The sequence below is a fragment of the Neoactinobaculum massilliense genome (assembly GCF_900604955.1).
Classification (GTDB): Bacteria; Actinomycetota; Actinomycetes; order Actinomycetales; family Actinomycetaceae; genus Neoactinobaculum; species Neoactinobaculum massilliense.
Window position 1 is genome coordinate 1,289,885 of record NZ_UWPE01000001.1, and the last position, 23,907, is coordinate 1,313,791.

At 63.1% G+C, this 23,907-nt stretch carries 22 protein-coding genes and 1 tRNA gene; 6 read left to right on the forward strand and 17 right to left on the reverse strand.

The features are described 5' to 3' along the window. Positions 1-78 precede the first annotated feature (78 nt). From EIH27_RS05575 to EIH27_RS05595, 5 genes are all read right to left on the reverse strand, one after another. The gene (locus EIH27_RS05575) at positions 79-321 is read right to left on the reverse strand and encodes a hypothetical protein (protein ID WP_124039914.1); all 243 of its coding nucleotides are present in this window, start codon (positions 319-321) and stop codon (positions 79-81) included. Then, entirely contained in the window at positions 321-770 is a 450-nt protein-coding gene (locus EIH27_RS05580) for a NanQ anomerase/TabA/YiaL family protein (RefSeq protein ID WP_124039915.1), read from the reverse strand. The genes EIH27_RS05575 and EIH27_RS05580 overlap by 1 nt, the downstream gene beginning before the upstream one ends. Before the next feature lie 80 nt (positions 771-850). Then, complete coding sequence (locus EIH27_RS05585) at positions 851-2,350, reverse strand: sodium:solute symporter family protein (RefSeq protein WP_124039916.1); 1,500 nt, start codon at positions 2,348-2,350, stop codon at positions 851-853. Between the two features lie 14 nt (positions 2,351-2,364). Then, complete coding sequence (locus EIH27_RS05590; protein WP_277424092.1) at positions 2,365-3,291, reverse strand: dihydrodipicolinate synthase family protein; 927 nt, start codon at positions 3,289-3,291, stop codon at positions 2,365-2,367. 57 nt (positions 3,292-3,348) lie between these two features. Continuing rightward, positions 3,349-4,239 (reverse strand): alpha/beta hydrolase, encoded by an 891-nt coding sequence (locus tag EIH27_RS05595; RefSeq protein ID WP_124039917.1) that lies wholly within the window; start codon positions 4,237-4,239, stop codon positions 3,349-3,351. 318 nt (positions 4,240-4,557) lie between these two features. Here EIH27_RS05595 and EIH27_RS05600 point away from each other — a divergent pair, with 318 nt between their 5' ends. After that, positions 4,558-5,076, forward strand: coding sequence for an O-acetyl-ADP-ribose deacetylase (locus tag EIH27_RS05600; RefSeq protein ID WP_124039918.1), 519 nt, complete (start codon positions 4,558-4,560; stop codon positions 5,074-5,076). Positions 5,077-5,151: 75 nt separating this feature from the next. Here the strand turns inward: EIH27_RS05600 and EIH27_RS05605 are convergent, their stop codons facing one another. The 10 genes from EIH27_RS05605 to EIH27_RS05650 all read right to left on the reverse strand — a co-directional run bounded on the left by EIH27_RS05605 (position 5,152) and on the right by EIH27_RS05650 (position 15,330). Continuing rightward, on the reverse strand, positions 5,152-6,531 hold the full coding sequence (locus EIH27_RS05605) for a threonine/serine exporter family protein (protein WP_124039919.1): 1,380 nt from the start codon (positions 6,529-6,531) through the stop codon (positions 5,152-5,154). Between the two features lie 52 nt (positions 6,532-6,583). Beyond that, positions 6,584-6,655 (reverse strand) — tRNA-Arg (locus EIH27_RS05610). Positions 6,656-6,708: 53 nt separating this feature from the next. Further along, positions 6,709-7,572 carry a universal stress protein gene (locus tag EIH27_RS05615; protein WP_124039920.1) on the reverse strand — a complete coding sequence of 288 codons (864 nt, stop codon included), beginning with the start codon at positions 7,570-7,572 and terminating at the stop codon, positions 6,709-6,711. 231 nt (positions 7,573-7,803) lie between these two features. After that, positions 7,804-8,559 (reverse strand): C40 family peptidase, encoded by a 756-nt coding sequence (locus tag EIH27_RS05620; protein WP_124039921.1) that lies wholly within the window; start codon positions 8,557-8,559, stop codon positions 7,804-7,806. Positions 8,560-8,770: 211 nt separating this feature from the next. Further along, positions 8,771-9,475, reverse strand: a complete 705-nt coding sequence (locus EIH27_RS05625; RefSeq protein ID WP_124039922.1) for a metal-dependent transcriptional regulator — start codon at positions 9,473-9,475, stop codon at positions 8,771-8,773. 164 nt (positions 9,476-9,639) lie between these two features. Beyond that, positions 9,640-11,100, reverse strand: a complete 1,461-nt coding sequence (locus EIH27_RS05630; RefSeq protein ID WP_124039923.1) for an MFS transporter — start codon at positions 11,098-11,100, stop codon at positions 9,640-9,642. Between the two features lie 214 nt (positions 11,101-11,314). Continuing rightward, complete coding sequence (locus EIH27_RS05635) at positions 11,315-12,769, reverse strand: NCS2 family permease (RefSeq protein WP_124040178.1); 1,455 nt, start codon at positions 12,767-12,769, stop codon at positions 11,315-11,317. Positions 12,770-13,038: 269 nt separating this feature from the next. Beyond that, complete coding sequence (gene manA / locus EIH27_RS05640) at positions 13,039-14,313, reverse strand: mannose-6-phosphate isomerase, class I (RefSeq protein ID WP_124039924.1); 1,275 nt, start codon at positions 14,311-14,313, stop codon at positions 13,039-13,041. Continuing rightward, positions 14,313-14,963, reverse strand: a complete 651-nt coding sequence (locus EIH27_RS05645) for a DUF3027 domain-containing protein (RefSeq protein WP_124039925.1) — start codon at positions 14,961-14,963, stop codon at positions 14,313-14,315. Before EIH27_RS05645 ends, manA begins: the two co-directional genes overlap by 1 nt. Then, positions 14,956-15,330, reverse strand: a complete 375-nt coding sequence (locus EIH27_RS05650; protein WP_124039926.1) for a cold-shock protein — start codon at positions 15,328-15,330, stop codon at positions 14,956-14,958. Before EIH27_RS05650 ends, EIH27_RS05645 begins: the two co-directional genes overlap by 8 nt. 358 nt (positions 15,331-15,688) lie before the next feature. Between EIH27_RS05650 and EIH27_RS05655 the strand changes: the two genes are divergently transcribed. The 5 genes from EIH27_RS05655 to EIH27_RS05675 all read left to right on the forward strand — a co-directional run bounded on the left by EIH27_RS05655 (position 15,689) and on the right by EIH27_RS05675 (position 22,157). Then, positions 15,689-16,954 carry a dicarboxylate/amino acid:cation symporter gene (locus tag EIH27_RS05655; protein WP_124039927.1) on the forward strand — a complete coding sequence of 422 codons (1,266 nt, stop codon included), beginning with the start codon at positions 15,689-15,691 and terminating at the stop codon, positions 16,952-16,954. A 111-nt stretch (positions 16,955-17,065) separates the two neighbouring features. Further along, a complete protein-coding gene (locus EIH27_RS08060) occupies positions 17,066-19,039 on the forward strand; it encodes a TPM domain-containing protein (protein ID WP_124039928.1) in 1,974 nt (657 codons plus the stop codon). Next, a complete protein-coding gene (locus EIH27_RS05665) occupies positions 19,032-19,787 on the forward strand; it encodes a PspA/IM30 family protein (RefSeq protein WP_124039929.1) in 756 nt (251 codons plus the stop codon). The genes EIH27_RS08060 and EIH27_RS05665 overlap by 8 nt, the downstream gene beginning before the upstream one ends. Positions 19,788-19,910: 123 nt before the next feature. Next, positions 19,911-20,648 (forward strand): response regulator transcription factor, encoded by a 738-nt coding sequence (locus tag EIH27_RS05670; protein ID WP_124039930.1) that lies wholly within the window; start codon positions 19,911-19,913, stop codon positions 20,646-20,648. A gap of 3 nt (positions 20,649-20,651) precedes the next feature. Further along, complete coding sequence (locus EIH27_RS05675) at positions 20,652-22,157, forward strand: sensor histidine kinase (protein WP_124039931.1); 1,506 nt, start codon at positions 20,652-20,654, stop codon at positions 22,155-22,157. Positions 22,158-22,202: 45 nt separating this feature from the next. Here the strand turns inward: EIH27_RS05675 and EIH27_RS05680 are convergent, their stop codons facing one another. After that, complete coding sequence (locus EIH27_RS05680; RefSeq protein ID WP_124039932.1) at positions 22,203-22,937, reverse strand: lysophospholipid acyltransferase family protein; 735 nt, start codon at positions 22,935-22,937, stop codon at positions 22,203-22,205. After that, the gene (locus EIH27_RS05685; protein ID WP_241152982.1) at positions 22,934-23,761 is read right to left on the reverse strand and encodes an SDR family NAD(P)-dependent oxidoreductase; all 828 of its coding nucleotides are present in this window, start codon (positions 23,759-23,761) and stop codon (positions 22,934-22,936) included. The genes EIH27_RS05680 and EIH27_RS05685 overlap by 4 nt, the downstream gene beginning before the upstream one ends. Between the last annotated feature and the right edge of the window lie 146 nt (positions 23,762-23,907).

Consider the following 23,907-nt stretch of genomic DNA (forward strand, 5'->3'; position numbering starts at 1 on the left):
CTAAAGAGGCACCCATGCGGGTGCCTCTCCCGGTTGACTTACCGAGTGGTCTGTTTGCCGCCGTGCTGCACGGCTCGCTTACTGCGACCGGCGCTCCTTAGCCACATACCAGACCACCATGGACGTCACGCCCGCCACCACGCCGACGGCGCCGCACAGCCTCCGGTCCACCCCGGAGAGTAGCGGCGTCCAAGCGTTGAGTGCGAATGCAGCCAGCATCATGAGGAGCGGCCACACCCCGCCGCGGCCCTTCCCAAAGAGGTAGGCACCCCCGATGAGTAGCGCCGCGGTAACAATGGCCAGCATGACAAAAACAGGCACTAAACCCGCACCTTAAACACAGCCTTGCGAATGGGCTGGGCATGGTCCGCGATCAGCGCCGTTTCGTGGGCATCATTCGGATCCAGCAGGAGAATCTCCCCCGGTTCCAGCACCACGTGGAACAGCGGCTCACCCGTCATCTGCTGCCAATCGACGTCGGCCACATAGTCCCCCAGGTTCATCGCGGAGACATGATTGAACGCGATCTTCTCACGCCCCTGGAAAATCACGTGTACGTCATAGAAATCGCGGTGGGACTCCCAGGCGCGATTCTCCGGCGTGGTGGTCTCAAGCTCCAGGATGTTGTAGGAGAAATCCTCGGAGACCTGATGAATCCCCGCCTCCTCGCCCGAGATATCATGCTCGGCCAGGAAATCCACTACCCGCTTCAAAATCGGGTTTGCTACCGGACGCGCAATCTTCGCTCCCCGGTACTCAATGAGCTCCATTACTCCTGCCCTTTCTAGTAGTCCGTGGACGACGTCGTACCCCGCGACGTACGAGAGTCACCGACGTCGTCCGGAACCTACTACTTCTTGTATTCCTCATTAATGGTGTGAATGGTTAGGCCGCGAATATTCTTCGTGGCCCCGGGGAAGAACAGCGAGGCCACATACCCCAGCACGATGGCCGCGATGAACGCCACGGTTGCAACGAGGAGGGAAGAAATGGCCATGCTATTGACCCACAGCGAGATCACGATGGCGGCGATAAAACCGATGAGTACACCGGGCGTATTCGCACGCTTCGTGAAAATACCCAGGAAGAACAGCGCCGCCACGGGTACGCCGAACAGGCCGGACACCGTGAGGAACACGTTCCAGGTGGAGGAGGTATTGCCGGCGGTGAAGTAGATCGCCACGCCCGTGCCCAGCAGGCCCGCCACGATGATGGTGAGGCGAGCGAAGGCCACGTCCGTCAGCCGGTGCTGCTTGTGAGCGAAGAAGCGCTGGCGGAAGTCCGTCACCACGCACGCCGAAATCGCGTTGAGCGAGGAGGCAATGGTGGACTGCGCCGCCGCGAAAATACCGGCGATCACAAATCCGGCAATGCCCGCCGGCAGTTCCGTAATCACAAAGTACGGGATGAGAGCGGAGGTGTTGAAGTCCGCCGGAAGCTCACCCGCGTGCTGATAGAAGGAGTACAGGATGGTACCCATGCCGAAGAACACCGGGATGGTGAGCACGCCCAGCGCACCCGTGGTCCACAGGGACTTAATGGTGTCCCTGAGAGACTTGGTGGTCTGGTAGCGCTGCACCACATCCTGCGAACCCGTGTACTGGAACAGCGAATTCGCGAACTGACCCACGAAGATCAGCGGAACGAACAGCGCCAGGTTGGACGGATCGAAATCTGCCGCGGAGAGGAACTTGGAGTTCGCGGTCGCATCCGCAACCACGGTGCCAAAGTTACCCTCGATAGAGAACGCGCCGATAAAGATAATGAGCAGCGCGCCACCGATGAGCACGAAGGCCTGGATAACGTCGCTCCACACCACGCCCTCGATGCCACCCAGGAACGTGTAAATAATGCAGAGCACGCCCACAATCGCCGCGATGAGCAGCGGATTCACGCTGGTCACGGATGCGATCGCCAGCACCGGCAGATAGGTAACCACTGCGATGCGGCCAATGTGGTAGATGACGAACAGCAGGCTGGAAAGCGTCCGCAGCACCGTGTTGAAGCGCGCCTCCAGGTACTCGTAGGCGGTCGTCACCTTGAGCTTGCGGAAGAAGGGCACATAGAAGCGGTTGAGCAGCGGGATGATCGGGATGATCACCAGCGAGCCGATCGCATAGGCCCAGTCCGTGTTGAAGGCCTGCTCCGGGACGGACATGAACGTGATCGAGGAAAGCGTTGTGGCAAAGATACTGAACCCTGCCGCCCAGGCGGGGATTTTTCCGCCCGCCTTGAAGAAGGAGTCCGTGTCCTTACCGGAGCGCTTGGAGAAATAAATCCCCACACCCAGCATGCCGCCCAGGTAGATAAGAAGGATGACCCAGTTAAGGGCGCCGAATCCGGGTTTCATAGCAACCTTTCTCGCTAGGCCAGGAACTTCGCCCGCGCGTCCTGAATCATCTGAGCGGCCTCCTTGGCGATCACCTCATCACCTTCAGCCAGCGGCTCAAGCGGTGCACGAACGGAACCCAGATCCAGGTTCTCGTTGATGCGCAGGATTTCCTTAATCACGGCGTACATGTTGCCGTGAGCCTCCACCATCTTGTAAATAACGGAGTCCACCGCCCACTGCAGTTCACGTGCCGTATCCATGTCATGGGCGTTGACCAGCTCATTGAGCTTGACGAACAGATCGGGCATGGCGCCATACGTGCCGCCAATAGCGCCCTTCGCGCCGATGGTGCGGCCGGCGATGAACTGCTCATCCGGGCCGTTGAACACGATGTGGTCATCCCCACCGTCCGCGGCGAACATCTGGATGTCCTGAACGGGCATGGAGGAGTTCTTCACGCCAATCACGCGCGGGTTCTTGCGCATCTCCGCGTAGAGCGCCGGGGTAAGAGCCGTGCCGGCCAGCTGCGGAATGTTGTAAATGATGAAGTCCGTGTTCGGGGCGGCCACGCTGATCGTGTTCCAGTAGTTGGCCACCGAGTAGTCCGGGAGACGGAAGTAGATGGGAGGAATGGAGGCGATAGCGTCCACGCCCTGCTCCTCCGCATGCTTCGCCAGCTCCGCCGAGTCCCGCGTGTTATTGCAGGCAACGTGCGCAATGACGGTGATCTTGCCCTTGGCCACCTTCATCACGTTCTCCAGGATGATCTTGCGCTCCGGCACGCTCAGGTAGATGCACTCCCCCGAGGAGCCGTTCACATAGACGCCCTTCACGCCGTGTGCAATGTGGTATTCCGTGAGCGCCTGCACGCGCTCCGGGCTCACCTCACCGTTCTCGTCATAGCACGCGTAGAAAGCAGGGAACACACCCTCATACTTCTGAAGCTTCGCGATGGTCATTATTTCCTCTCCATTTTCTCCAGCACCCTCGCCGGTTCTCCGCCGCGGTGGCCAGTCCTAGTTGAAAAATTCCTTCAAGCGCTCGCTGATTAGGCGCCGCGCACGTTGCGATACCGCCGGCCCAAACAGGCCGACCGCCCCGTGACATGTACGGGGAAGCATGATGATTTCTGCGGGCACGTTGCTTTCGGTGAGTGTGCGCCCGAAACGCATATCCTCGTCTCGCAGTGGATCGCACTGATTTGCCAGCAGAAGGGTGGGTGGGAAACCGGATAGATCCGCGGCCCGACCGGGCGCTGCATAGATATCCGCCTCGCGTCCCGCCAGATAGGCCTTCCAGCCGGCCTGCGCATTAGGCAGGTTCCACACGGGGGTGTTTGCGCCCGCCCGCATAGAATCCGTCTCTAGCCGATCATCCAGCACCGGCTCCACCAGCACGAGCATGCCGGGCATCCGTTCCGCGTGATCCCGCAGCCAGAGCGTGAGCCCGGCCGCCAGATCCCCACCGGCAGAATCTCCGTAGAGCGCGGCCTTCTCACCCGGCCGCTGCGCCAGCGCCCACTTCCACGCCGCCAGGCAATCTTCGAGGGGTACGGGATAGGGGTACTCCGGCGCCAGGCGGTAGTCCGGGCTCACCACCATCGCCCCGGTGCTCAGTGCCAGGAGAGCATTCCAGGCGTCGTCGTAACGCGCCTCGCCCGCAACTAAACCGCCGCCGTGAATGTTGAGGATCACGCCGCGCGCACCTTCGGTGGGTGTGAATACGCGGACCGTTTCCCCGACGACGTCGATTTGGGTCACCTCACGCGTCACGCCCTCGGGAAGCGTGGGCTCGGTGTAGAGCTCGCGCGCAGCCGCGCGCATGGGCACGGGGTCCCACGCTGTCTGCGGGGGCATGGTGGGCAGATAGGGGTGAAGTTCCGGGTCAAGAAGAATTGCGGGATCCAAGGGGCCTCTATTCGTGTATGGGACGCGCGACCCCGCATGAATGCGTGGTCATGTGCGGTGAGGTGTATGCGGGCCGAATGCGTGCGTCCCCGCGGTGGACACCTGATATCTGATGTGCCATGACACTCAGCATCCGCGCACTCCAGTCCTCATTGATCTGCGGCTATCGGTTCAACAGCACCGTTGGTTATCGAACCTGTCTGACAACCACTATATAGCACCGCATCACGATAGCTACGGGTTGAGGTCCCGGGTGGTCCGGCAGAACCACCCCGCCCCTCCTGCCCGCCGCCATACAACGGCTGTAAATTGGCTCACATGGCACAGATTGAATTAATCGAGGGCGATATCACCACGCTGAACGTCGACGCCATCGTCAATGCGGCAAACAGTGCACTGGCCGGTGGCGGCGGGGTGGACGGCGCCATTCATGATGCCGCCGGCCCGGAGCTAGACGCTGCCTGTCAGCAGCTCCGACGCACCACACTGCCGGCAGGGCTCCCCGTGGGCCAGGCCGTGGCCACCCCCGGATTCCGTCTCCCCGCTCGCCTCATCATTCACACGGTGGGTCCAAACGTCCACCGCGGACAACGTAATCCGGCGGATCTGCGCAGCGCCTTCACCGAATCCCTACGCGTAGCGGAAAAGTCCGGCGCCGTCTCCCTTGCCTTCCCGGCAATTTCCGGCGGCGTATACGGCTGGCCCATGGCGGAGGTGGCCCGTATCGGGCTTGAGGTGGCACGCGCGTACAGCGGCCCGGTCGAACGAATCGTGTTCTGCCTCTACTCGGCTTCGGATCTCGCGGTGTGGCAGCAGGTCGCGGCGGCCGGGGAATAGTGCACCAGCGGCGTCGTACGACGCCGAAGTACGCACCACGTGCGCCCCGGTACCGTACACGCCGGTACCGCGCTACTACCGACGCTCCCCACCTTCCGTATGCTTAACCCTCACCGCCGCGCGCACCTTCGCCTGAATGCGCGGCGTGAGCGTGACACGCGAATCACCGAAGTACGGCACGGCGTCGCACGGCTTCTCAATACCCCAGTGCGGATCCGTAAGCATCCGCGCGGCCGCAAGGCCCGCACCAATCGCCAGAATCACCAGCGCACAGTTGAAAAGCGGCTGGACGGCGGCAACGGCGTCGCCGGCATTGATTGAGCTCACCGCGCGGAAGAAACTCACGCCCGGGATCATCACCACCACGGCCGGAACGGAGAGTGACACGCGAGAGTGCGGAGACACGCGCGCAAGAAAGTGCGCGATAACGCCCGCCGCGAGCGCCGCAAGACCGCACACCACCACGTTGTAGGCACCGGCATCCTGCAGTGTCAGGCGCAGAGAATTAATGATGGCGCCGTTCACACCGGCCATCAAGGCGGCCGAGGGCGCGGCCGTGAACAGCATGGCAAAACCACCGGACGCCAGGAAGGTGGCCCCCACGCGCAGCAGGAATAGCCACGGCTCGGGAATCACGTAGGTGGGGCCCTCGAACATATCCGCTCCCACTAGCCAGGCGCTGGCCCACACGGCCATACCCGCCGCCAGGAACAGGAATCCCGCGTAGAAACCGCGCGTGAGGCCCGCCAGCATATCCAACCGCAGCACATCAAGTAGAGCGGTGACCAGCGGAAAACCGGGAATCAGGAACAGAATCGAGGACACCACACCCGCCTGATGAATGGTGGCGTCCCCCGTGGCCATCTCCCACAGCACAACCAGGCCAAGGTAGGCGGCCGAGGCAATCATGCCCGCCAGGAATGCCACACCGATTGTGTTCCAGTTCCATTTGGCCATGAGTAACCGGCATACCTGCCCAAGGATGGAGCCCAGAAACACCGCGCCGCACTCCACCCAACCGCCGTGATTAAGGAAGCAGAATCCCGCGCACGCGATACCCGTCACCAGGGCCAGGAGCCAGCGCGGATAGGTCCGGGTGGTGCGCTCAATTCGCGTGAGGGCCGCATCCGCATCCTCCACCAGCACGGCCTTTGGAAGATTCACCGTAAAACGGTTGAGACGATCCAGCTTGGCCGCGTTGACGCCCATGGAGCGCTCCTCAGCCGTCTGGGTGGTGGATTCCGAATTCGTGCGAGCGGTAAGCGTGATGCTCTGTGATGTCACCACCGCGGATACCTGCGCCAGCCCCACCGCATGGGCCAGCCGACTCATTGCCACCTTCACCCGGTACGCCGAGGCTCCCGCCCCTAGAATGAGCGTGCCGAGGCGCAGTACCACGCGGGTTTGATAGGCGAGACGGGATCCGGCCGAATTACCGGGTTGAGTTGCAGGCATACGGCAATTCTAGGCACGGCAATTACCGCCCCGTAGCTTCCGTGACGTACGGTGCCCCCGGGAGGATTCGAACCTCTGACCTACCGCTTAGGAGGCGGTCGCTCTTCCCCTGAGCTACGAGGGCAACGCCTTTAGTGTAGCGGGCACTGGCGGCTCGCTACACACGCGTGAGATCCACTACGCCGCACCTTCCTCGCCAGCATAGTGATTGCTGTCCGCACGGCGCGGCACAATCATGATTGGTCCGCGCGCTTGATCAAGCAAGTTGGACGCGGTGGACCCCAGGATCATGCCCCGGATGCCGCCCCACCCGGACGTGCCTACCACAATCAGGTCCACCGCCCCGGAGAATTTCGCCAGTACCTTGGACGGCACACCTTCTATCGCGTGGTATTCCTGCTCCACACCCTCGGCGTCGGCAAAGGGCGATAGCTTGAGCGCCACCTCGTTGCGGGTGTCCTCCAGAATGTCCCGGGCCACGTTCTCCCCCGTCAGTGGCCCCGTTGCTTGGATACGAACGACGTCGACGGCGGACAGGCGCGCCCCCATCGACGCCGCCTCCTTGACGGCCACCGAGTAGGCGTAGGTGGAGGCTTGCGAACCGTCCACACCCGCGATGATGTGGCGAATGGGGAGGACGGAGCGATCCAGGGGCGGAATCACCACCACCGTGCAGTAGGCGCGGGATGCCACGGTACGGGCCACCCGGCCCACTCCGTTCGTTGCACCGCTGCCAGCACCACGCGTACCCACCACAATGCGACGTGCCACCTTCGAACGCTCCAGAAGCACGCCGGCCGCGTCACCGGGCTCAGCGGACACCGTGACCTCAAGGCCACTCACCGTGCGGGCGGCATCCCGAGCAATGCTCAGGGCACCCTGGTGCGCCGCGTCATCGTGGTCACCGGGCGTGTACACCGTTAGCACTTCCAAGCGCGCACCACGCGGCCGCGCGTCCTCCGCCGCCCACGCCAATGCGCGCAGCGACAACTCCGAGCCGTCCACCCCGCACACCACAAGATTCTCGTGCTGGTAGCCCATGCAGCCTCCTCAGCTAGGCCCGCCACTATGCGGGACTTCTCTAGAGCATAATTCACGGGCGCCGGCTCCGACCCCGTTAGTCGATATACAACCGCTTGTTCCACCCACCGGACCGGCCAGAATTTACCGTTTCTGGCCCTTCTTCGCCCGCGGGGAAAATGGAGTGGCCCAGTTGACTGGAGGCACAAAAATGGCGCCCCGAAGGGCGCCATTGAGCAACAGTGTCAGAAACTAGTTGAGAACGCGAATGTAGGTGGGCGAACCGTAAACCGGGCCCTCGTAGGTGCCAGCAGAGGGGTTGCGGGCCGCAATGTGCTGCCCATTACCCGTATAGATGCCGACGTGCCCCGGCCAGTACACCAGATCGCCCGGCTGAGCCTCAGCCGCCGAAATCCGTACGCCGGAGGCAGCCTGCGCGCCAGAGGTGCGCGGCAGGCTGATACCCGCAGCAGCGAATACGTAGGCGGTGAAGCCGGAGCAATCAAAGCCGGCCGGCGTGGTGCCGCCGTGGACGTACGGCGAGCCGGAGAGCGAGCGCGCAATCGCCACAATCTGCGCGCGAATGCCGGAAGCAGCCACCGTGGTGGTGGGAGCGGCGGCAGTCGCGGTCTCCGTGGACTGCGTATCAGCCGTCGTGTCCGCGGCAGTTGCGCGTGCGGTGGTGGCGGTTGCCGTATTCGCGGTGGCCGGGGTCTGCACCGCGGTGGTGACCGGCTCGGAGACCTTAATGTCCACCGAGGCAAGCTTCCACTCCGTGGACTGCGCCTTGACGGCAGAAGAGCCATTCGATTCTGCCGTGGCGGAAGCCGGCACCTGGGACGCCGTGGGAGTGGGCGCCTGCGCCTTATCAAGTTCAGTTGCGCTGGCATTCGGCACTACCGTGCCAACCAGGGTTCCCAGAGCTAGCGCAGCGAAAAAGCTACGCCCAGCGGGAGATGAGATGGCGCTCTTCAACGCGTCTTTCTCAGCGGCGCGACGTCCCGTCATGGATCTACTCCTGTTGCTCTACGTATCCGACCTATGTGAGCATAACGGACCGTTACCCGAATGTCACGATTTTGTAACAATATGTGGACAGCCGTGACCTGCCGCCTTTTGTTGATATCTCGGCGCCCTGCTTCGCTCGCACACAAACCGTGATGTTCTACACAGAAAGAGCGAACCTGTCACGCCGCCGATTCACCCGCCGGCGCCAAACCTACGCATGCACGAAAAGGTGCGCGGTCATCCAGTCACCGATCCGTACGCCTTCGGAGTGATATGCGTCGCCCTCCCGCACGCACAGCGTCACCACATCGCCGTCGCTACGTATTTCTATACGTGCACCCGGGATCACCCCGGCGGCGGCCAACGCGCGGAGTATGTGGCCGTCCGTCTGGAGCACCTCCCCGATGCGCGCCAGTGTCGCTTCGCCGCCATCCGGCGTCCGCTTAAGAAATCCACGCACGCTGTCTAGCTGCATCGCCCGCGCCGCCTGCGCTCCCGGACCGGCCGAATCCGCCGCCGGAATCGGATTCCCATATGGGTCCACACCCGTCTTCACCAGCAAAGCCAGCCGCTCTTCAACGGCCCGGCTCATCACGTGCTCCCATCGGCACGCCTCATCGTGCACCTGATCCCAGGGCAGTCCCACCACATCAAGCAGCAGCCGCTCCGCCAACCGATGCTTACGCATCACCTCGGTGGCCTCACGCCGCCCCACCGGAGTAAGCCGAATGGTCCGCGCCCCGTCGAGGGCCACCAGTCCATCACGTTCCATACGCGCCACCGTTTCGGAGACCGTGGGCTTGGACTGATCCAACCGCTCTACCAGCCGCGCGCGAATTGGGCGGATACCCTCCTCTTCGAGCTCATACACAGCTTTGAGGTACATCTCGGTTGTATCCACAAGGTCCGTGCTCATCCGCCCTCCTCCAACGACGCCGTCCGCAGCGCGGCACTAGCTTCCGTCACGTTGTGCGCACGGCGTCGTGGGACCGCATACGCCTGACCGCACCCGCTCACCGTAGCAATTACGGCACAAAATCTGTTGCTAAAACGCTGGACTGTTGCGAGCTATTCCTCGGGTTAGCTACGCGAGGCCGCACCACCGGAACCATCGTCAGGATGCGGCCGGGCGGCGTCGTCCGGACCGCCCTGCCCACTCCCACGCGAGGTATCCATCCCGGCGCCATCACCATGCCCGGCACCTGTCCCAGTACCCGTTCCATCGTTGCCGCGCCCCGCAGCGTGAACTTCGTGATGCTCGAGGGGCCCCAGAATTTCCACCTCGAAGGGGTGCCGGATACGGTAATGAATCTCGAGATTCCACATGCTGCGGCCCAGAATGTAGGAAACACCCACGGCCAGGAACGCGGCAAATGCACCCAGCGCTGTCCCCCAGCGCGCGCCGCACGCCTGCGACACCCAGCCGATGAGGAGCGAGCCGAGCGGCGTAACCCCCTGAAGCACCGTCTGGTAGAGGGAGACCACGCGGCCGCGTACCTCCGGCCCCACACTCATCTGAATCCCCGTATTCGCGGACGTGAGTGCCAGCACCATGAAGAAGCCGATGGGCACCACGGTCACGCAGTAGGCGATAAATGTTGGAGCAATGGCGGACAGCCCGGTGGCGATACCCAGGCCCAAGCATGCCCACACCACGGCGCGCACGCGCGGCTGCTTAGTCACGCGCGCACTCACCACGGCGCCGGAGAACGAACCGATGGCCACAATGGAGCCAACCGCACCGAATTGTCCCGCATTCTGCCCAAACACGGCACGCGACATGTTGGCGGTAGTGAGCGGCGTGTTCATGGCGAGCATTGAGGTGAGGCCCACCACAAAGAAGATGATCATGAGGTCCCCACGCCGATTCACGTAGCGAACGCCATCCATAATGCCCTGCAGCGTGGACACCTTTTTTTCGGGCTTCTTCCCGGCTAGGCCGGTGGGATAGTACTCGTCGGCACGGAGGATGAACAGCGCGGACATGGTCACCAGGAACACGGCCCCGGTGAGCATGAATACCCACCCGGTACCGATCTCCGCAATGAGGAGGCCGGCCAGTCCCGGGCCCACCAGGCGCGCCAGATTGAAGGACATGGAGTTGAGCCCCACCGCGTTCGGCAGGTAGCGCGCCGGCACCAGTTCCGTGATGAATACGAGCCGGGGCGGATTATCAATCGAGGCAACCGCGCCCAGCAGCAGCGCGAATACACACACCCAGGCGATCGACGCCAGATTAAAGAGCACCAGAAGGCCCAGCCCCACCCCCAGGAGCAACTGGGCCAGCTGGGTGAGAATGAGGAGCTTGCGTTTATCCACCCGATCCGCGAGGGATCCGCCCAACGGCATAAGAAATATGGTGGGAAGGAATTGAAGCGCCGTTACCAGCCCCACCCAGAACTGGTTATTATTCGTGAGGTCCGCCAGCACCAGCCAATTCTGCGCAATTCGCTGCATCCATAGGCCCGTATTTGCGACCAGAGCAGAGAAGAACCAGACTCTATAGTTAAAGTACTTCAGGCTGGCGAATGTGCGCCCCACGAGACTCCCTTTCAGAGGACTACGCGCCGGCACTGGCCGGTATGTGCGCTCAGCCTATCAAGGGCTTCGGGCTCCGATTGCGAGATGTCCAGATTGCGTACGAACGAATTCTCGACGACGCCGAAGGTCCGCGTCGCATCGAGCGGCGGCACACTGCGTGGTAAAGGGGAAGCGCAAGCGGGCGCGCCTTCCGGCGCGCCCGGTCACCCCGCTACTAGCCCACCAGTGCATGCTGGATCGGATCCAGCATGAAGTAGACAACAAAGAACGCGGCGGTAATCCAGAACAGTGGATGCACCCGCTTCGCCTTACCGGTGATCGCCGCCAGAATGACGTGCATGATGAAGCCCACACCGATGCCCACGGTGATTGAGTAAGCGAAGGGCATGAAGGCAATGGTGAGGAAGGCCGGAACGGCCGCGGCAATATCCTGCCAGTCAATATCCACAACGGACCGCATCATGAGGAAGCCGACCGTCACCAGGGCGGGCGCAGCCGCCTCATTGGGCACCAGGCCCACGATGGGCGCCAGGAACATGGACAGAAGGAAGAAGATACCCGTAAACACGGAGGCGAGGCCGGTGCGGGCGCCGTCGGCCACGCCGGTGGAGGATTCCACAAACGCGGTGTTGGAGGATACGCCGCCCATGCCACCGGCCAGCGCGGAGAGCGAATCAACCAGCAGAATGCGGCCCGTGTTCTCAGGATTGCCGTTCTTATCGAAGATGTTTCTCTCGCGGGCCACGCCCACCATTGTTCCCATGGTGTCGAAGAAGTCCGCGAGCATGACGGAGAAGGTCAGCACAACCACGGCCACCACACCGAGGCGCTGGAACGGACCCACAATGGAGAACTGACCGAGCGTAGAGAAATGGGGGAGCTGAACCGGGCTGCCCTGAATTGCCGGCGCATTGGACGCCCAGCCGGCGGGGTTATCGTCACTGATCGGAGAGAGGTGTGCCACGGCCTGCACAATCACGGCCAGCACGGTGCCGGTGGCGATGCCAATGAGAATGCCGCCGGGAATATTACGGGCGAAGCACATGACGGTCACGATGAACGCGATGACGAATACCAGCAGTGGCCAGGACCCGAGCGAACCGTTAATGCCGAAGCTGAGCGGGGTACCGCCGCCGGTACGCACCAGTCCAGAATTGACCAGGCCCACCAGGGTGACGAACAGTCCAATGCCCACGGAAATGGCCGTGCGCAGGTATTTGGGAACGGCGCGGAAAATGGCCTCGCGCAGGCCGGTCAGTACCAGCAGGGTAATGACAATGCCCTCGAGGACGATGATGCCCATGCCGTCCGCCCACGTCATTCCGGGCAGCTTGACGATGGTGTAGGCCACCACGGAGTTGAGGCCCAGGCCCGCGGCCATGACCAGCGGGAAGTTTGCGTAGGCACCCATAAAAATTGTCATGACGCCGGCTACCAGGGCCGTGCCCGCCGCCACCGCTGGAATATTCGGGCCGCTGGTGCCGCCGCCCAGGTAGGCGCCGGTGGAATCCGTACCGGACAGGATGATCGGGTTAAGAACCAGAATGTAGGCCACGGAGAGGAAGGAGACGAATCCGCCGCGCAGTTCCCGCGCCACGGTGGTGCCCCGCTCCTCAAGTTTGAAATACCGCGCGAGCCGCGATGGGCTCGAAGTGGACGTACTCAACATGCCTCCAGTACGGCCTCCCCGACCCTCGGGGAGCACCAGCGTGGACTCTCGGACGCGTGGAACGCCCAGGCGCCGAAGAATCGGCTCGCCCACTCTGCAAGTTTCAAGCTTCATCCGCGTCACGGCAAGTTAATGTCCACCATTTGACACGCACACGCTCACATTTGGGTCACATAGCGAGATTCCCGCGGTTTTGCGCAGTGGGGGTGGGTATTTTCACAACCGTCGACGCCGCGGCCCAAACGTACCCGCACCGACGTCGTTACAGACTACGGCACCGTCGCAACCACCACGCGCGCCACCCCGCGCAACGCGGCCACGCCGTCAGCATCGGGGATGAATAACGCCTGCCCCGCGTTGAGGTAAACACGCTCACCGCCGGCAAATACCTGGGTGGCACCCTCAAGACACACGAGCGTGCGCGGACCACGGGAACGCAGCCGCACCGTGGCGGTGGCATCCGTAAGCACAACGGACGAAAGCTCAAACTCATCCACCGGCGCGTAGAACGTGGACACCTCGGGGCTCATACGCTCGGGCGCAATGCGGATTGGCGGAGCCGCGGAATCATCCATAATGCGAAGCAGCTCGGGCACGTCGATGTGTTTTGCCGTGAGGCCCGCGCGCAGCACATTGTCCGACGTCGCCATGATCTCCACAGCTATGCCACGCAGATAGGCGTGCACCGTTCCCTCGGGAATAAACAGCGCCTCGCCGGGCCGGAGGGACACGGGGTTAAGCAGCAGGGAAGCAATAACACCCGGATCATTCGGATAGCGCCCGGCAATGTCAATGGCGATGCGGTCCGCACGCGGGGAGGGCGAATCACCGCGGGCAAGCCGGCGCTCGCACGCCGTCACCACCTGCGCAATCTCGGAGGCTTGAGGGCGGGTGGCCGCGGAGAGCAGGTGACGGAAAATGCCCGCCACCCCCACTTCGGCCAGGAGGCCGTGCAGCCGATCCGCCACGGGAACATGGAGCGTACCGAGGATCTCGGCAATCCGGTGCACCGTGCGGAAACCCGCGAGCGCCTCGAACGGCGCCAGCGCGAAAGCCAGTTCCGGCTTGTGATTGCGATCCCTGTAGGAGCGTTCTCGGGCCGTCCGCGGAATGCCCGCCGCCTCTTCTCGGGCAAAGCCCGCTTCCGCCTGTGCCACGCTGGGATGCACCTGGAGTGAAAGCGGCTGGGCCGGCGCGATGAGCTTGAGGAGATACGGCAGGGCACCGCCGCGCTCCGCCGCTACCGTGCCGCCCAGTGCCTCGGTCGGGTGGGCGGCTACGTAGTCAATGAGAAGCGCAGCGCCCGTGACGGAACCGGCCGCATCCGGAGTGACCGGTTCCGTTCCGGCACGCGACGGATAAAGCTGGGCGGGCTCAAAAAGGGGCGCGTCCGCCCCCACCCCGATGAGCGCCGAGCAATCGGGGTGGGCACCGAACCACACCTCGGCCACCGGCCCCTCCGCCGGCGCATACCCGAAAAGGCCCGGAATCGCCTCCGGGCTTCCCCACGCATACGGCCGGATACGGCCCTGGAGGCGGAACACTAGGCTGACTCAACCACCGGATACGTACGCTTCCTCGAACCGCGCACCACCTGCCGCCGGCGCGCCTGCAGGGTGCGCGTGGGCGTGGCGCTCAAACGATTGTGCTCGCGCCGCTTGACATGATGTCCGCTCTCCGCCGCCGAACGCGATGAGAGGCGTGTGGCACCGTCCCGCCGCGTCACGGTCCGCACACGGTCACGCTGTTTGTGCGTGCGGCGCCGCGCTGGACGCACCACCTCAGTATTTGTCTCCGCAGCTTCCGCTTCCTTGCGCTCCTCAATTTCGGCTTTAGCGGCCTCTAGGCGCACGTCCCAGGGGATCCATTGCGGCGCCAGGAGCGAATCATCACCGGGCAGCAGTGAGACTTCATCCACGGTAGGCTTGCGGGAGCGCGGCGCGCGCGCCATCGTCACCGTCCAGTACCAGCCCCGGTACCCCGGCCGCAGGCAGTGCCAGGCCTGGGTGAGTACGCGAGGCTCCTCCTCAATGTAGCCCGCGTGCTCACCGATGTATTCAGGGTGATGCACGTAGGCCAACAGGGCGTCATACGCCTCTTCCTGCGCCCCCACCAGCGCAGTTTCAGTTTCCGGCGCCGGGCCGGGATGTATACGCGCCTCAACTTCCGGGCGCACGGTCAATGTTTCAGGCATCAAATTCATCCGCTAGTTTGCGGAGCGCCGCGGCGAGGGGCGCCCCATTTTCGGGATAGTGGCCACGATGCAGTTGATTGGAGGCATGGTCCAAGAGCTTGACGAGATCCTCCACCAGCGCCGCCATATCCTCCGGCGAGCGCCGGTTGCGGGCCATCAGGGATTCCACTTTGCGCTCCACCTCTACCTGGAGCGCCTGGGGGCCGCGGCGCGTATCAGCAACGCCGTAGCTCACTCGGCTACCGGCCTTGACGCGCACACCAGCCGGCAGGGCCGCGGCAGGAAGGTACACCGAAACGCCGTCGTCCCCGGTAATAAAACCGAAGCCTTTTTTCTCATCGAAGAATTTTACTTTCCCGCTGGGCATGTCCCCTCCTTTGTCATCGCACCACAAGCGCCCGGCGAGGCCGGGCGCACTGTTCCCCTCATTGTACCCAGCCTGCACCCGCCCCGCCGATTTCCTCGGATGCGCACTCCGCGGCCGCGGTTCCGCCTGAGTTTTTGAGTGAGTGGCAGCACAATGCTCGATGCGCACTCCGCGGCCGCGGTTCCGCCCGGTATCTCACTCGGACGCCGGCCACCCTGCGGCCATCGCCCCGTCACAAGCGGCCTACCGCGGAACCGCCCCGGCGCGAATATCACACGCCCACATTCCGGACGATGCCTTCAGCCCCGCGAAAATCTCGCTAGCCTCGGTTTGTATTGCTGTCGATCAAGGAGTAACTATGAAGCGCGTTTTTCACTCCCTGCTATTTTGGGTGCTGATCGCGATTCTACTTGGCATCGCCTGCAGCTTCTTCCTCCCCGTGCCTCTGGCGCGGGTTTTTGCTACCTATAACTCTCTGTTCGGGAACTTCCTCAACTTCTTCGTTCCCGTATTGATCTTCGCACTCATTACACCGGCTATCGCGGGGCTTGGACGCGGTGCCGGTAAGTGGCTCGCCCTCACCACCGACATTGCCTACATTTCAACGATTTTGGCCGGTTTCCTTGCGTATACCGTGGCGCGTGGCCTCTATCCGCGCCTTCTGCCACGTTCCGAGGTGGCAGGCGCAAAGGATATCGCGGCCGGCCAGCTACAGCCCTATTTCACCATCGAGATGCCCGCCCCGGTGGACGTCATGACATCCCTGCTCCTGGCTTTCTGCATGGGCGTGGCAATGACCGCCGTCAATGCCAACCGTCTCTATCACCTGCTCACCGAATTCCAGGATGTGGTAATGAAGGTGATCACCAGCTTCGTCATTCCACTGCTTCCGCCCTTCATTTTCGGCATGTTCCTTGACCTGGGCATGAACGGCAACCTCGCGCAGGTACTCGTTAGCTTCGGCGAGGTGCTCCTTATTTCCGTGGTTCTCACGGTTATATACCTGCTGTTCCAGTATCTGGTGGCCGGTTCGATCACCCACAAGAATCCCTTCACGGCGCTTGGCCATATGCTGCCCGCCTACGCGATGGCGCTTGGCACCTCCTCCTCCGCCGCCACCATTCCGGTCACCTACCGCTGCGCGCTCACCAACGGGGTGGATAAGAACGTTGCCGGCTTCACCATTCCGCTGTGCGCCACCATTCACCTGGCCGGTTCAATGACTAAGATCACGCTGTACGCCTTCGCCGTGGTGTGGATGACGGGTCTGCAGGTGAGCCCCGCCCAGGCGGTAGGTTTCATCCTCATGCTGGGTATCACCATGGTGGCGGCGCCGGGCGTACCGGGTGGCGCCATTATGGCCGCTACCGGTCTTCTCACCTCCATGCTGGGCTTCAACGATTCAGCCATTGCCCTCATGATCGCCGCCTACATCGCCGTGGATTCCTTCGGCACAGCGGCAAACGTCACCGGCGACGGCGCCATCGCCCTGGTCATGGATCGTCTCGCCCGCGGCAGGATCAACGTGAGCAACGAGGATGAAATCAACAACGCGCTGCGAGGCCGCGGCACATCCATTGATCGCGACGCCGTAGTGTCCAGCAGTCCTCTTCCCCGCGAGTAGTGGCGCAGCGTTGGCTTCGTGGAGTGTGAGCTGAGTTTTACGGCTACAGAACCACAATCCTGTTGGAGCCGGTACATTGGCTGCTAGCGACGTCGCCGCGAAGGAGGAACCGTGAAGATTCGCCGGATTTTCAGTGCTTTGGCGCTGGCGTGTGGGGTGCTTCTGGGGCTGGTTTCCGCTCCGCCCGCTATGGCCGAAACGCCCGGCCAGGTTGCTATCTCTGGGACGGTTTCAGATGCGGCGGGCGTTCTCACCAGCGCTGAGCTCACCGCGCTGGAAAACCGTGCAGCGAGTGTCCGAACAGCCACCGGATACGAGGTGTACGTGGTATTCGTGGATCGTTTTGATTCCGCGGATTCTTCCTCCTGGGCCACGCAGGCCGCACGGAATGCCAGCTTGCCATCCACGGCTTCGCTCATCGCCATTGCTACGGGCACCCGTGAGTACTCCTATGTTTCCGGCTCGGCCAGCTTCGGCCAGTCGGCGGTGGGGAACGCCTTTGACGGTTCGGCGATCAGCAATTTTAGCTCCGGGCGGTGGGCCGACGGAGCAAACGCGGTCCTGCGCAACCTTGAAGCGCGAACCGGGAGCACAAACAACTCTGCGTCTCCCGCCGGCGCCATCTGGGTTGCGATCATCGGGGTGCTTATCTGCTGCGCGATGGTGATCTACCTGAAGCGCCGGAAGTCCCAGAGCGCCAAGCAGGATGCAGCGGACCTCAAAGCGCTTGCCGAGCGGGCCTCCCGCGCCCTGGTTACTACGGATGACGGCGTGCGCCAGGCCGGCGCGGAGTTGGAGTTCGCCCGCGCCCAGTTCGGCCTCGCCACGGTGGAAACATACGCGAACACGCTGCAGCAGGCGCAACAGCGCGTGGCTGCCGCATTTGAGATCCGCAAGCAGCTGGATGACGACGTGCCCGAAACGCCCGCGCAACAGCGCCAGATGAACCAGCAAATCCTGACTCTCACCGAGCAGGCGCAGACGGTTATCAAGGCGCAGGCGGCCGATTTTGGCAAGCTGCGCGACCTCTCCTCCCACGTAACGGACCGGCTCACAACGCTTGAAACCCAAATCCGGGAGATTCGGGAGGGTCTGCCCGGTGCGAAGGGCCAACTGGATGCGTTGGCGGGCACGTATTCGCCGGCCGCCGTCGCCTCACTCCGCCGCTACCCGGAGGAAATTGAGGGACTGCTGAGCGGTGCGGACGACGCCGTTGCCCGCGCGCGTGAGCAGATATCCGCACAAAATAACAACGGCGCTGTCCCCTACGTGCGGATCGTGGAGCAGGCCGTGAACAACGTGCTCCTCAAGTACCGCGCTATTGCGAACGCACAGAGCACGCTCAATGACGCCGCGGCGAAGCTCACAGAGCACATCGCCTCGATTTCCTCGGATATTCAGGACGCACGCCGGCTGGGCGGCACGGATAGTGAGATTGCCACAGCCCGCGCGGCCGCGGAACAGGCCGTTGCACAATACAGCGCCCAGGGCGCGGATCCGCTGGCCGGGATTGCGCTCCTCACCTCGCGTGAAGCGGATCTGGATGCGGCCCTGGTGGGGGTGCGCTCCGCGGCTGATACGCGTCAGCGGCAGGTGGAATCCGGCCGTGCCCTGCGCGCCCAGGCTGCGGCGATCATTGAGCAAACGGACCACTACATCAATCAGTACCAGCGGCTCATCTCAAATGCGGCCCGCACCAGTCTGGCTACGGCCAAGCGGAATCTAGCCGCTGGGGATTCGCGCACGGATCCGACTGCCGCCATTGGCGATTATCAAAACGCCTCCGCAAACGCGAACGCGGCTTTTGCCAGCGCCCAGGAGGACGTAACGGGTGCACACAATTCCTGGTCCCGTGGCCAGCGTGGAGGTGGCGGAAACGGCTGGGGCGGATTCCTCGCCGGTATGCTCCTCTCCGATCTACTAAATGATCACCACTCCTCCTGGGGTGGCGGATTTGGCGGTTTCTCCGGTGGCGGAGGCAGTTTCGGTGGAGGCGGCGGTGCTTTGGTGGAGGCGGTTTCTCCGGTGGCGGAGGCTCGTTCTAAGCCAGTTAACCAGTACCAAAGAAAGGACAATCATGGCTGAGAAGCAAACCATCCTGGGGCGTATCGCCCAGCTCGCCAAGGCAAACATCAACTCTCTCCTGGACCGCGCCGAGGATCCGCAGAAGATGCTGGATCAGATGGTGCGGGACTACACGAACTCGATCGCGGAAGCGGAGGACGCCGTTGCGGTGACCATCGGCAACCTGCGGCTCGCGGAGGCGGACTATAAAGAGGACGTGCGCACCGCACAGGATTGGGGCCAGACGGCTATTGCGTCCTCACAGGCCGCGGACAAGGCCTCAGCCGCAGGCAACCAGGGCGAAGCCGACCACTGGAACGATCTGGCCAAGGTGGCCATCTCCAAGCAGCTCCAGTACGAGCAGGAGGCCAAGAGCGCCGAGCCGATGATTCAGTCCCAGGAGCAGGTGGTGTCCCAGCTCAAGAGCGGGCTCGCACAGATGCGGGACAAGCTGGGCGAATTGAAGAATAAGCGGGATCAGCTGGTGGCCCGTCAGCGTTCCGCCGAAGCCCAGAGCCAGGTGCAGGACGCCATCGCTTCCGTCAACGTCATGGATCCCACCTCAGAACTCGCCCGCTTCGAGGATCGCGTACGGCATCAGGAGGCGCTGGCACAGGGGAAGGCAGAAGTAGCCGCCTCCTCTCTCGCTTCTCAGTTCGCCGCGCTTGAGGACCATTCCAACGACGCCGAAGTTGAGGCCCGTCTTGCCGCCCTCAAGAACGGCGAGAAGCCGGCTCAGATCGAAGCGAAGGACTTTACCGCGTACTAAACCACGCTACGGGGCCACTCCGGCGTCGTACAAAGAACACCGGCGCCAGCGGCCCCGAAATTTCCCATAACACCCCAGCTCCCTTCCAGTAAACTCACAGGAAGATAGACTGGGGTGTTACTTATGAGCGCGGAAAAAGACACCGAAACAATTCTGGTAGTGGATGACGAACCCTCGATCCGAGAACTGCTGTCAGCCTCCCTGCATTTCGCGGGATTCAACGTGCTGACTGCGGCGGACGGCCAGGAGGCGCTGGCCCATCAGGCTAATTCGCACGTGGACCTCGCCGTCCTGGACGTGATGATGCCCGGCATGGACGGTTTTGAGGTGCTCCGGCGCATGCGCGAGCGGAACGCGGACCTCCCCGTCCTCTTCCTCACCGCCCGCGATGACGTGGAGGATAAGGTGCAGGGCCTCACCGTTGGCGGTGACGATTACATCACTAAGCCGTTCTCACTGGAAGAAGTGGTGGCGCGCATCCGTGCCGTGCTGCGCCGCACGCATCCGACGGCGGACGAATCCCCCGTACTGCGCTACGCGGACCTGGAGCTCAACGAGGATTCCTACGAGGTCCAGCGTGCCGGCCACCCGGTGGAGCTCTCCCCCACCGAATTCAAGCTTCTGCGCTACCTCATGATCAACGCCGAGCGCGTGGTATCCAAATCCCAGATCCTGGACCACGTGTGGGATTACAACTGGCAGGGCGAAATGTCCATCGTGGAATCCTATATTTCCTATCTGCGCCGCAAAATCGATTCAGCGGACGGGCTGGGTATCACTGATCCGGAGGAGGCCAAGCACCTCCAACCGCTCATCCATACCCGCCGCGGCATCGGCTACGTACTGCGGACCGAAAAGTAGTTCATGGCCATCACGCGCAGGGGGCGGCGGCAGCGTGTCTCCACGCTCTCGAACCAGCTCACGTGGATCTTTGTGGCACTCCTAGCCGGCAGTTTCCTGCTGCTCGGCTGTGTGTCCACGGTTCTCATGTACCGTTATTTCACTCAGACGGTAGATGAGCAGTTGCGCTCCTCGGGCGTCACCGTCGGCGAACAGATTCTCTCGGATCTGGCGGCCGGCAACCCCGCGGAGGTGGGCGAGGCGGGCGCGTCCAATTACAACATCTCCAACTACTACATTTTCATCGACTACACGGATCCCACCACCGGCCGGCGCGCCTCCGCGGAGCAAATTTCCACGATGACCCAGGCGGAATTCGGGCGCCCCACCAATATCACCGCGCTACTTAACAGCGCCACCAACCGCCCGGTCACCGTGGATGGCACGCAGGGTAAAGACTGGCGCGTGCTGGTGCAGTCCGTGGTCACCTCCGGCAGCGGCACCCACCTGGAGGTGGGCAAGGTGGTGATTGGCCAACCGTTCTCCCCCGTGCAGCGCAACGTCACCCGGCTGTTCACCGTGTTCCTGTTCACCGCGCTAGCCCTCGCCGTGCTGGGCGCCATTCTCGTGTGGGCGTCCGTGCGCCGCACGCTTCGGTCGCTTCACGATATCGAGGTGTCCACCCATTCCATCGCCGCCGGCAACCTGGCCATGCGTGTACCGCACGGGCACGATGAAGATGAGGTGGGGCAGCTGGCCACCTCAATCAACATGATGCTCAGCCACATTGAGCAGGCCTTCAATAAGAAGGAGGCCTCGGAGCGGCGCATGCGCCAATTCGTCTCGGATGCTTCACATGAGTTGCGCACGCCCCTGGCCACCGTACGCGGTTACGCGGAGTTGTACCGACTGGGCGGCATTCCGGTGGACAAGATGGACCAGTCAATCGGCCGCATCGAGAGCGAAGCAAATCGCATGTCCGGCCTGGTGCAGGATCTCCTCCAGCTGGCGCGGCTGGATGAGGGCCGTCCGCTCTCGCTTTCCAGGGTGAACCTGCGCGCCGTGGCGGAGGACGCCGTGTCTGATCTACGCGTGCGCGATGATTCGCACCCCGCGGCGGTGACAGGCCCGAATGGCTCGGAGCCGCCGGCCATCATTGTCACCGCGGACCAGAACCGGGTGACCCAGATGATCACAAACCTGCTTTCCAATGTGCTCACCCACACGCCAGCCGGTACTCCCGTCGAGGTGGTGCTCAGTACGGCAGGAAACCAGGCCTTTGTGGACGTACAGGACCACGGCCCGGGGGTTCCGGCCGACAAGGCGGACCGCATATTCGAGCGCTTCTACCGCACGGACACCTCACGCTCCCGACAGTCCGGCGGCTCGGGACTGGGCCTCGCCATTGTCGCGGCGGTGATGGCAGCGCACGGAGGATCGGCGCACGCGCTCCAAACGCCCGGCGGCGGGCTCACCATTCGTCTTGCCTTCCCGCTCGGCACGGAAAAGGAGAATACGTCCGCACAGTAAAGCCACGGGCGCAGGACACGGCGCAGGCCAGCAACCGCCGTGCGGCTACGGCGTCGAACTAAACGGGTTGGAACCATCCTCGTCCACGGGGTGGGCGCTCTTCTGCTCGAGCATGAGCTCGATGGCGTGGAATACACGCTCCATATACGAGTCCGCCGATTCGTCCTCACGCCCGTACATGGGGCGGCCGATGAACAATTGCACCTCGGAACCGAGTTTCGGGAATGCGGAACCTACGGGCATGGCTTCGTGCCCACCTGACATAGCAATGGGCACGATTGGCACATCGTACTTCTGAGCGAGTGCCGCCGCGCCGGCCTTCGGGGTGCCCAGCTTACCGGTTCGTGAGCGGGTGCCCTCCGGGAAAATCAGGATGGGGACGCCGGCGCCGAGGAGACGGCCCGTCATGCCGCGAGCGCGCGCCTGCTTTTTCGCGTTCCCGCCGCTGGACCGGCGCACCACCGGGTAGGTGTTAAAAAATGCGGAGGTGAGCCGGGCGATGGCTGGGCGGCGATAAAAATAGTCCGCGGCGGCACCGGTGGCCAGGTGCTCGGTCAGTTTGTCCGGCAGCAGCGAAAACACCATGGGCGCGTCCAGGTGGGAAGAATGGTTGGGGACCAGGATGAAAGCACCCTCGAGATCCTCGACGTTCTCCTCACCAAGCACCGTCGGGCGCACCACCGTGGACATGATCGGGCGCGTCACCAATTTCCGCAGGCGGTGCCGATGCCGTTCCTTGCCTTCATCGAAATATGGGTCGAGAGGTACCAGATCGCTCACCGTACGGCTCCTTCACCGTTTCTTTCACCGTTTTGTACAGGGGACGCACCGTTGATGCGCCGGCTTACCGCGGCCACAATGCCGCGCGGTGCATGTTCCGCAAACCATCCAATCACCTTGTAGCGGATCGACGGCGTGCACCGGAGCCTACCCTCTTTCGCCGCCGCCAGTCCTTCCCGTGCTACCACGTCCGGTTCCAGCCACAGTGCATCGGGAATATTGGACCGCTTGCCACCCGCGTTCTTATGAAAATTGGAATGCACCCAGCCGGGCAGCACGGCCGTGCATGACACACCGGTACCCGTAAGCTCCACGGCCAGAGATTCACTCCATACCCGTACTAGTGCCTTGATCGCTGAATACAGGCCGAAGGGCACGAAGCTGTTGATAGAGGAGATGTTGATAATCATGCCTCCCCCACGCTGCTTCATGGCCGCCGCCGCGTGGGCACCCAGTTTCACCGGTACCGTCGCCATGAGGCTGATACCGCGCTCCAGTGCCGCCGTATCCCGCGACGCCAGGGATGCGTAGAGGCCCTGGCCCGCGTTATTCACCAGCACATCAACGGGGCGATCCGGCGAATCAAGCCGTGCCAGCACCGCGTCCACACCCTTCGGGTCCGTGAGATCCGCGGGAATGGTTTCCACGTGGACGCCGGGGAACCGCGCTGCGGTACGGGCCAGCGCATCCGCGTGCCGGGCTACCAGAACCAGATCGCATCCCTCCGCGGCCAATAGGTCCGCAAAAGCGAGCCCAATCCCTGAGGTACCGCCCGTGATGAGCGCTACCCGCGGGCGGGGGCGCACGGCTTGCTGGAAAGTCACCCCCTTACGGTAGTTCAATCGGAGCGGTTGGCGCCGCATCAACGCGGGACGCCAGTACCCCGTCCCGCCTCCCCGCCGTCTTACGAACCACCTCTCACTTTTTTTCCCCCCCCGGGGCCGTCCCAGCGCCGGTCCTTCTACGCGCC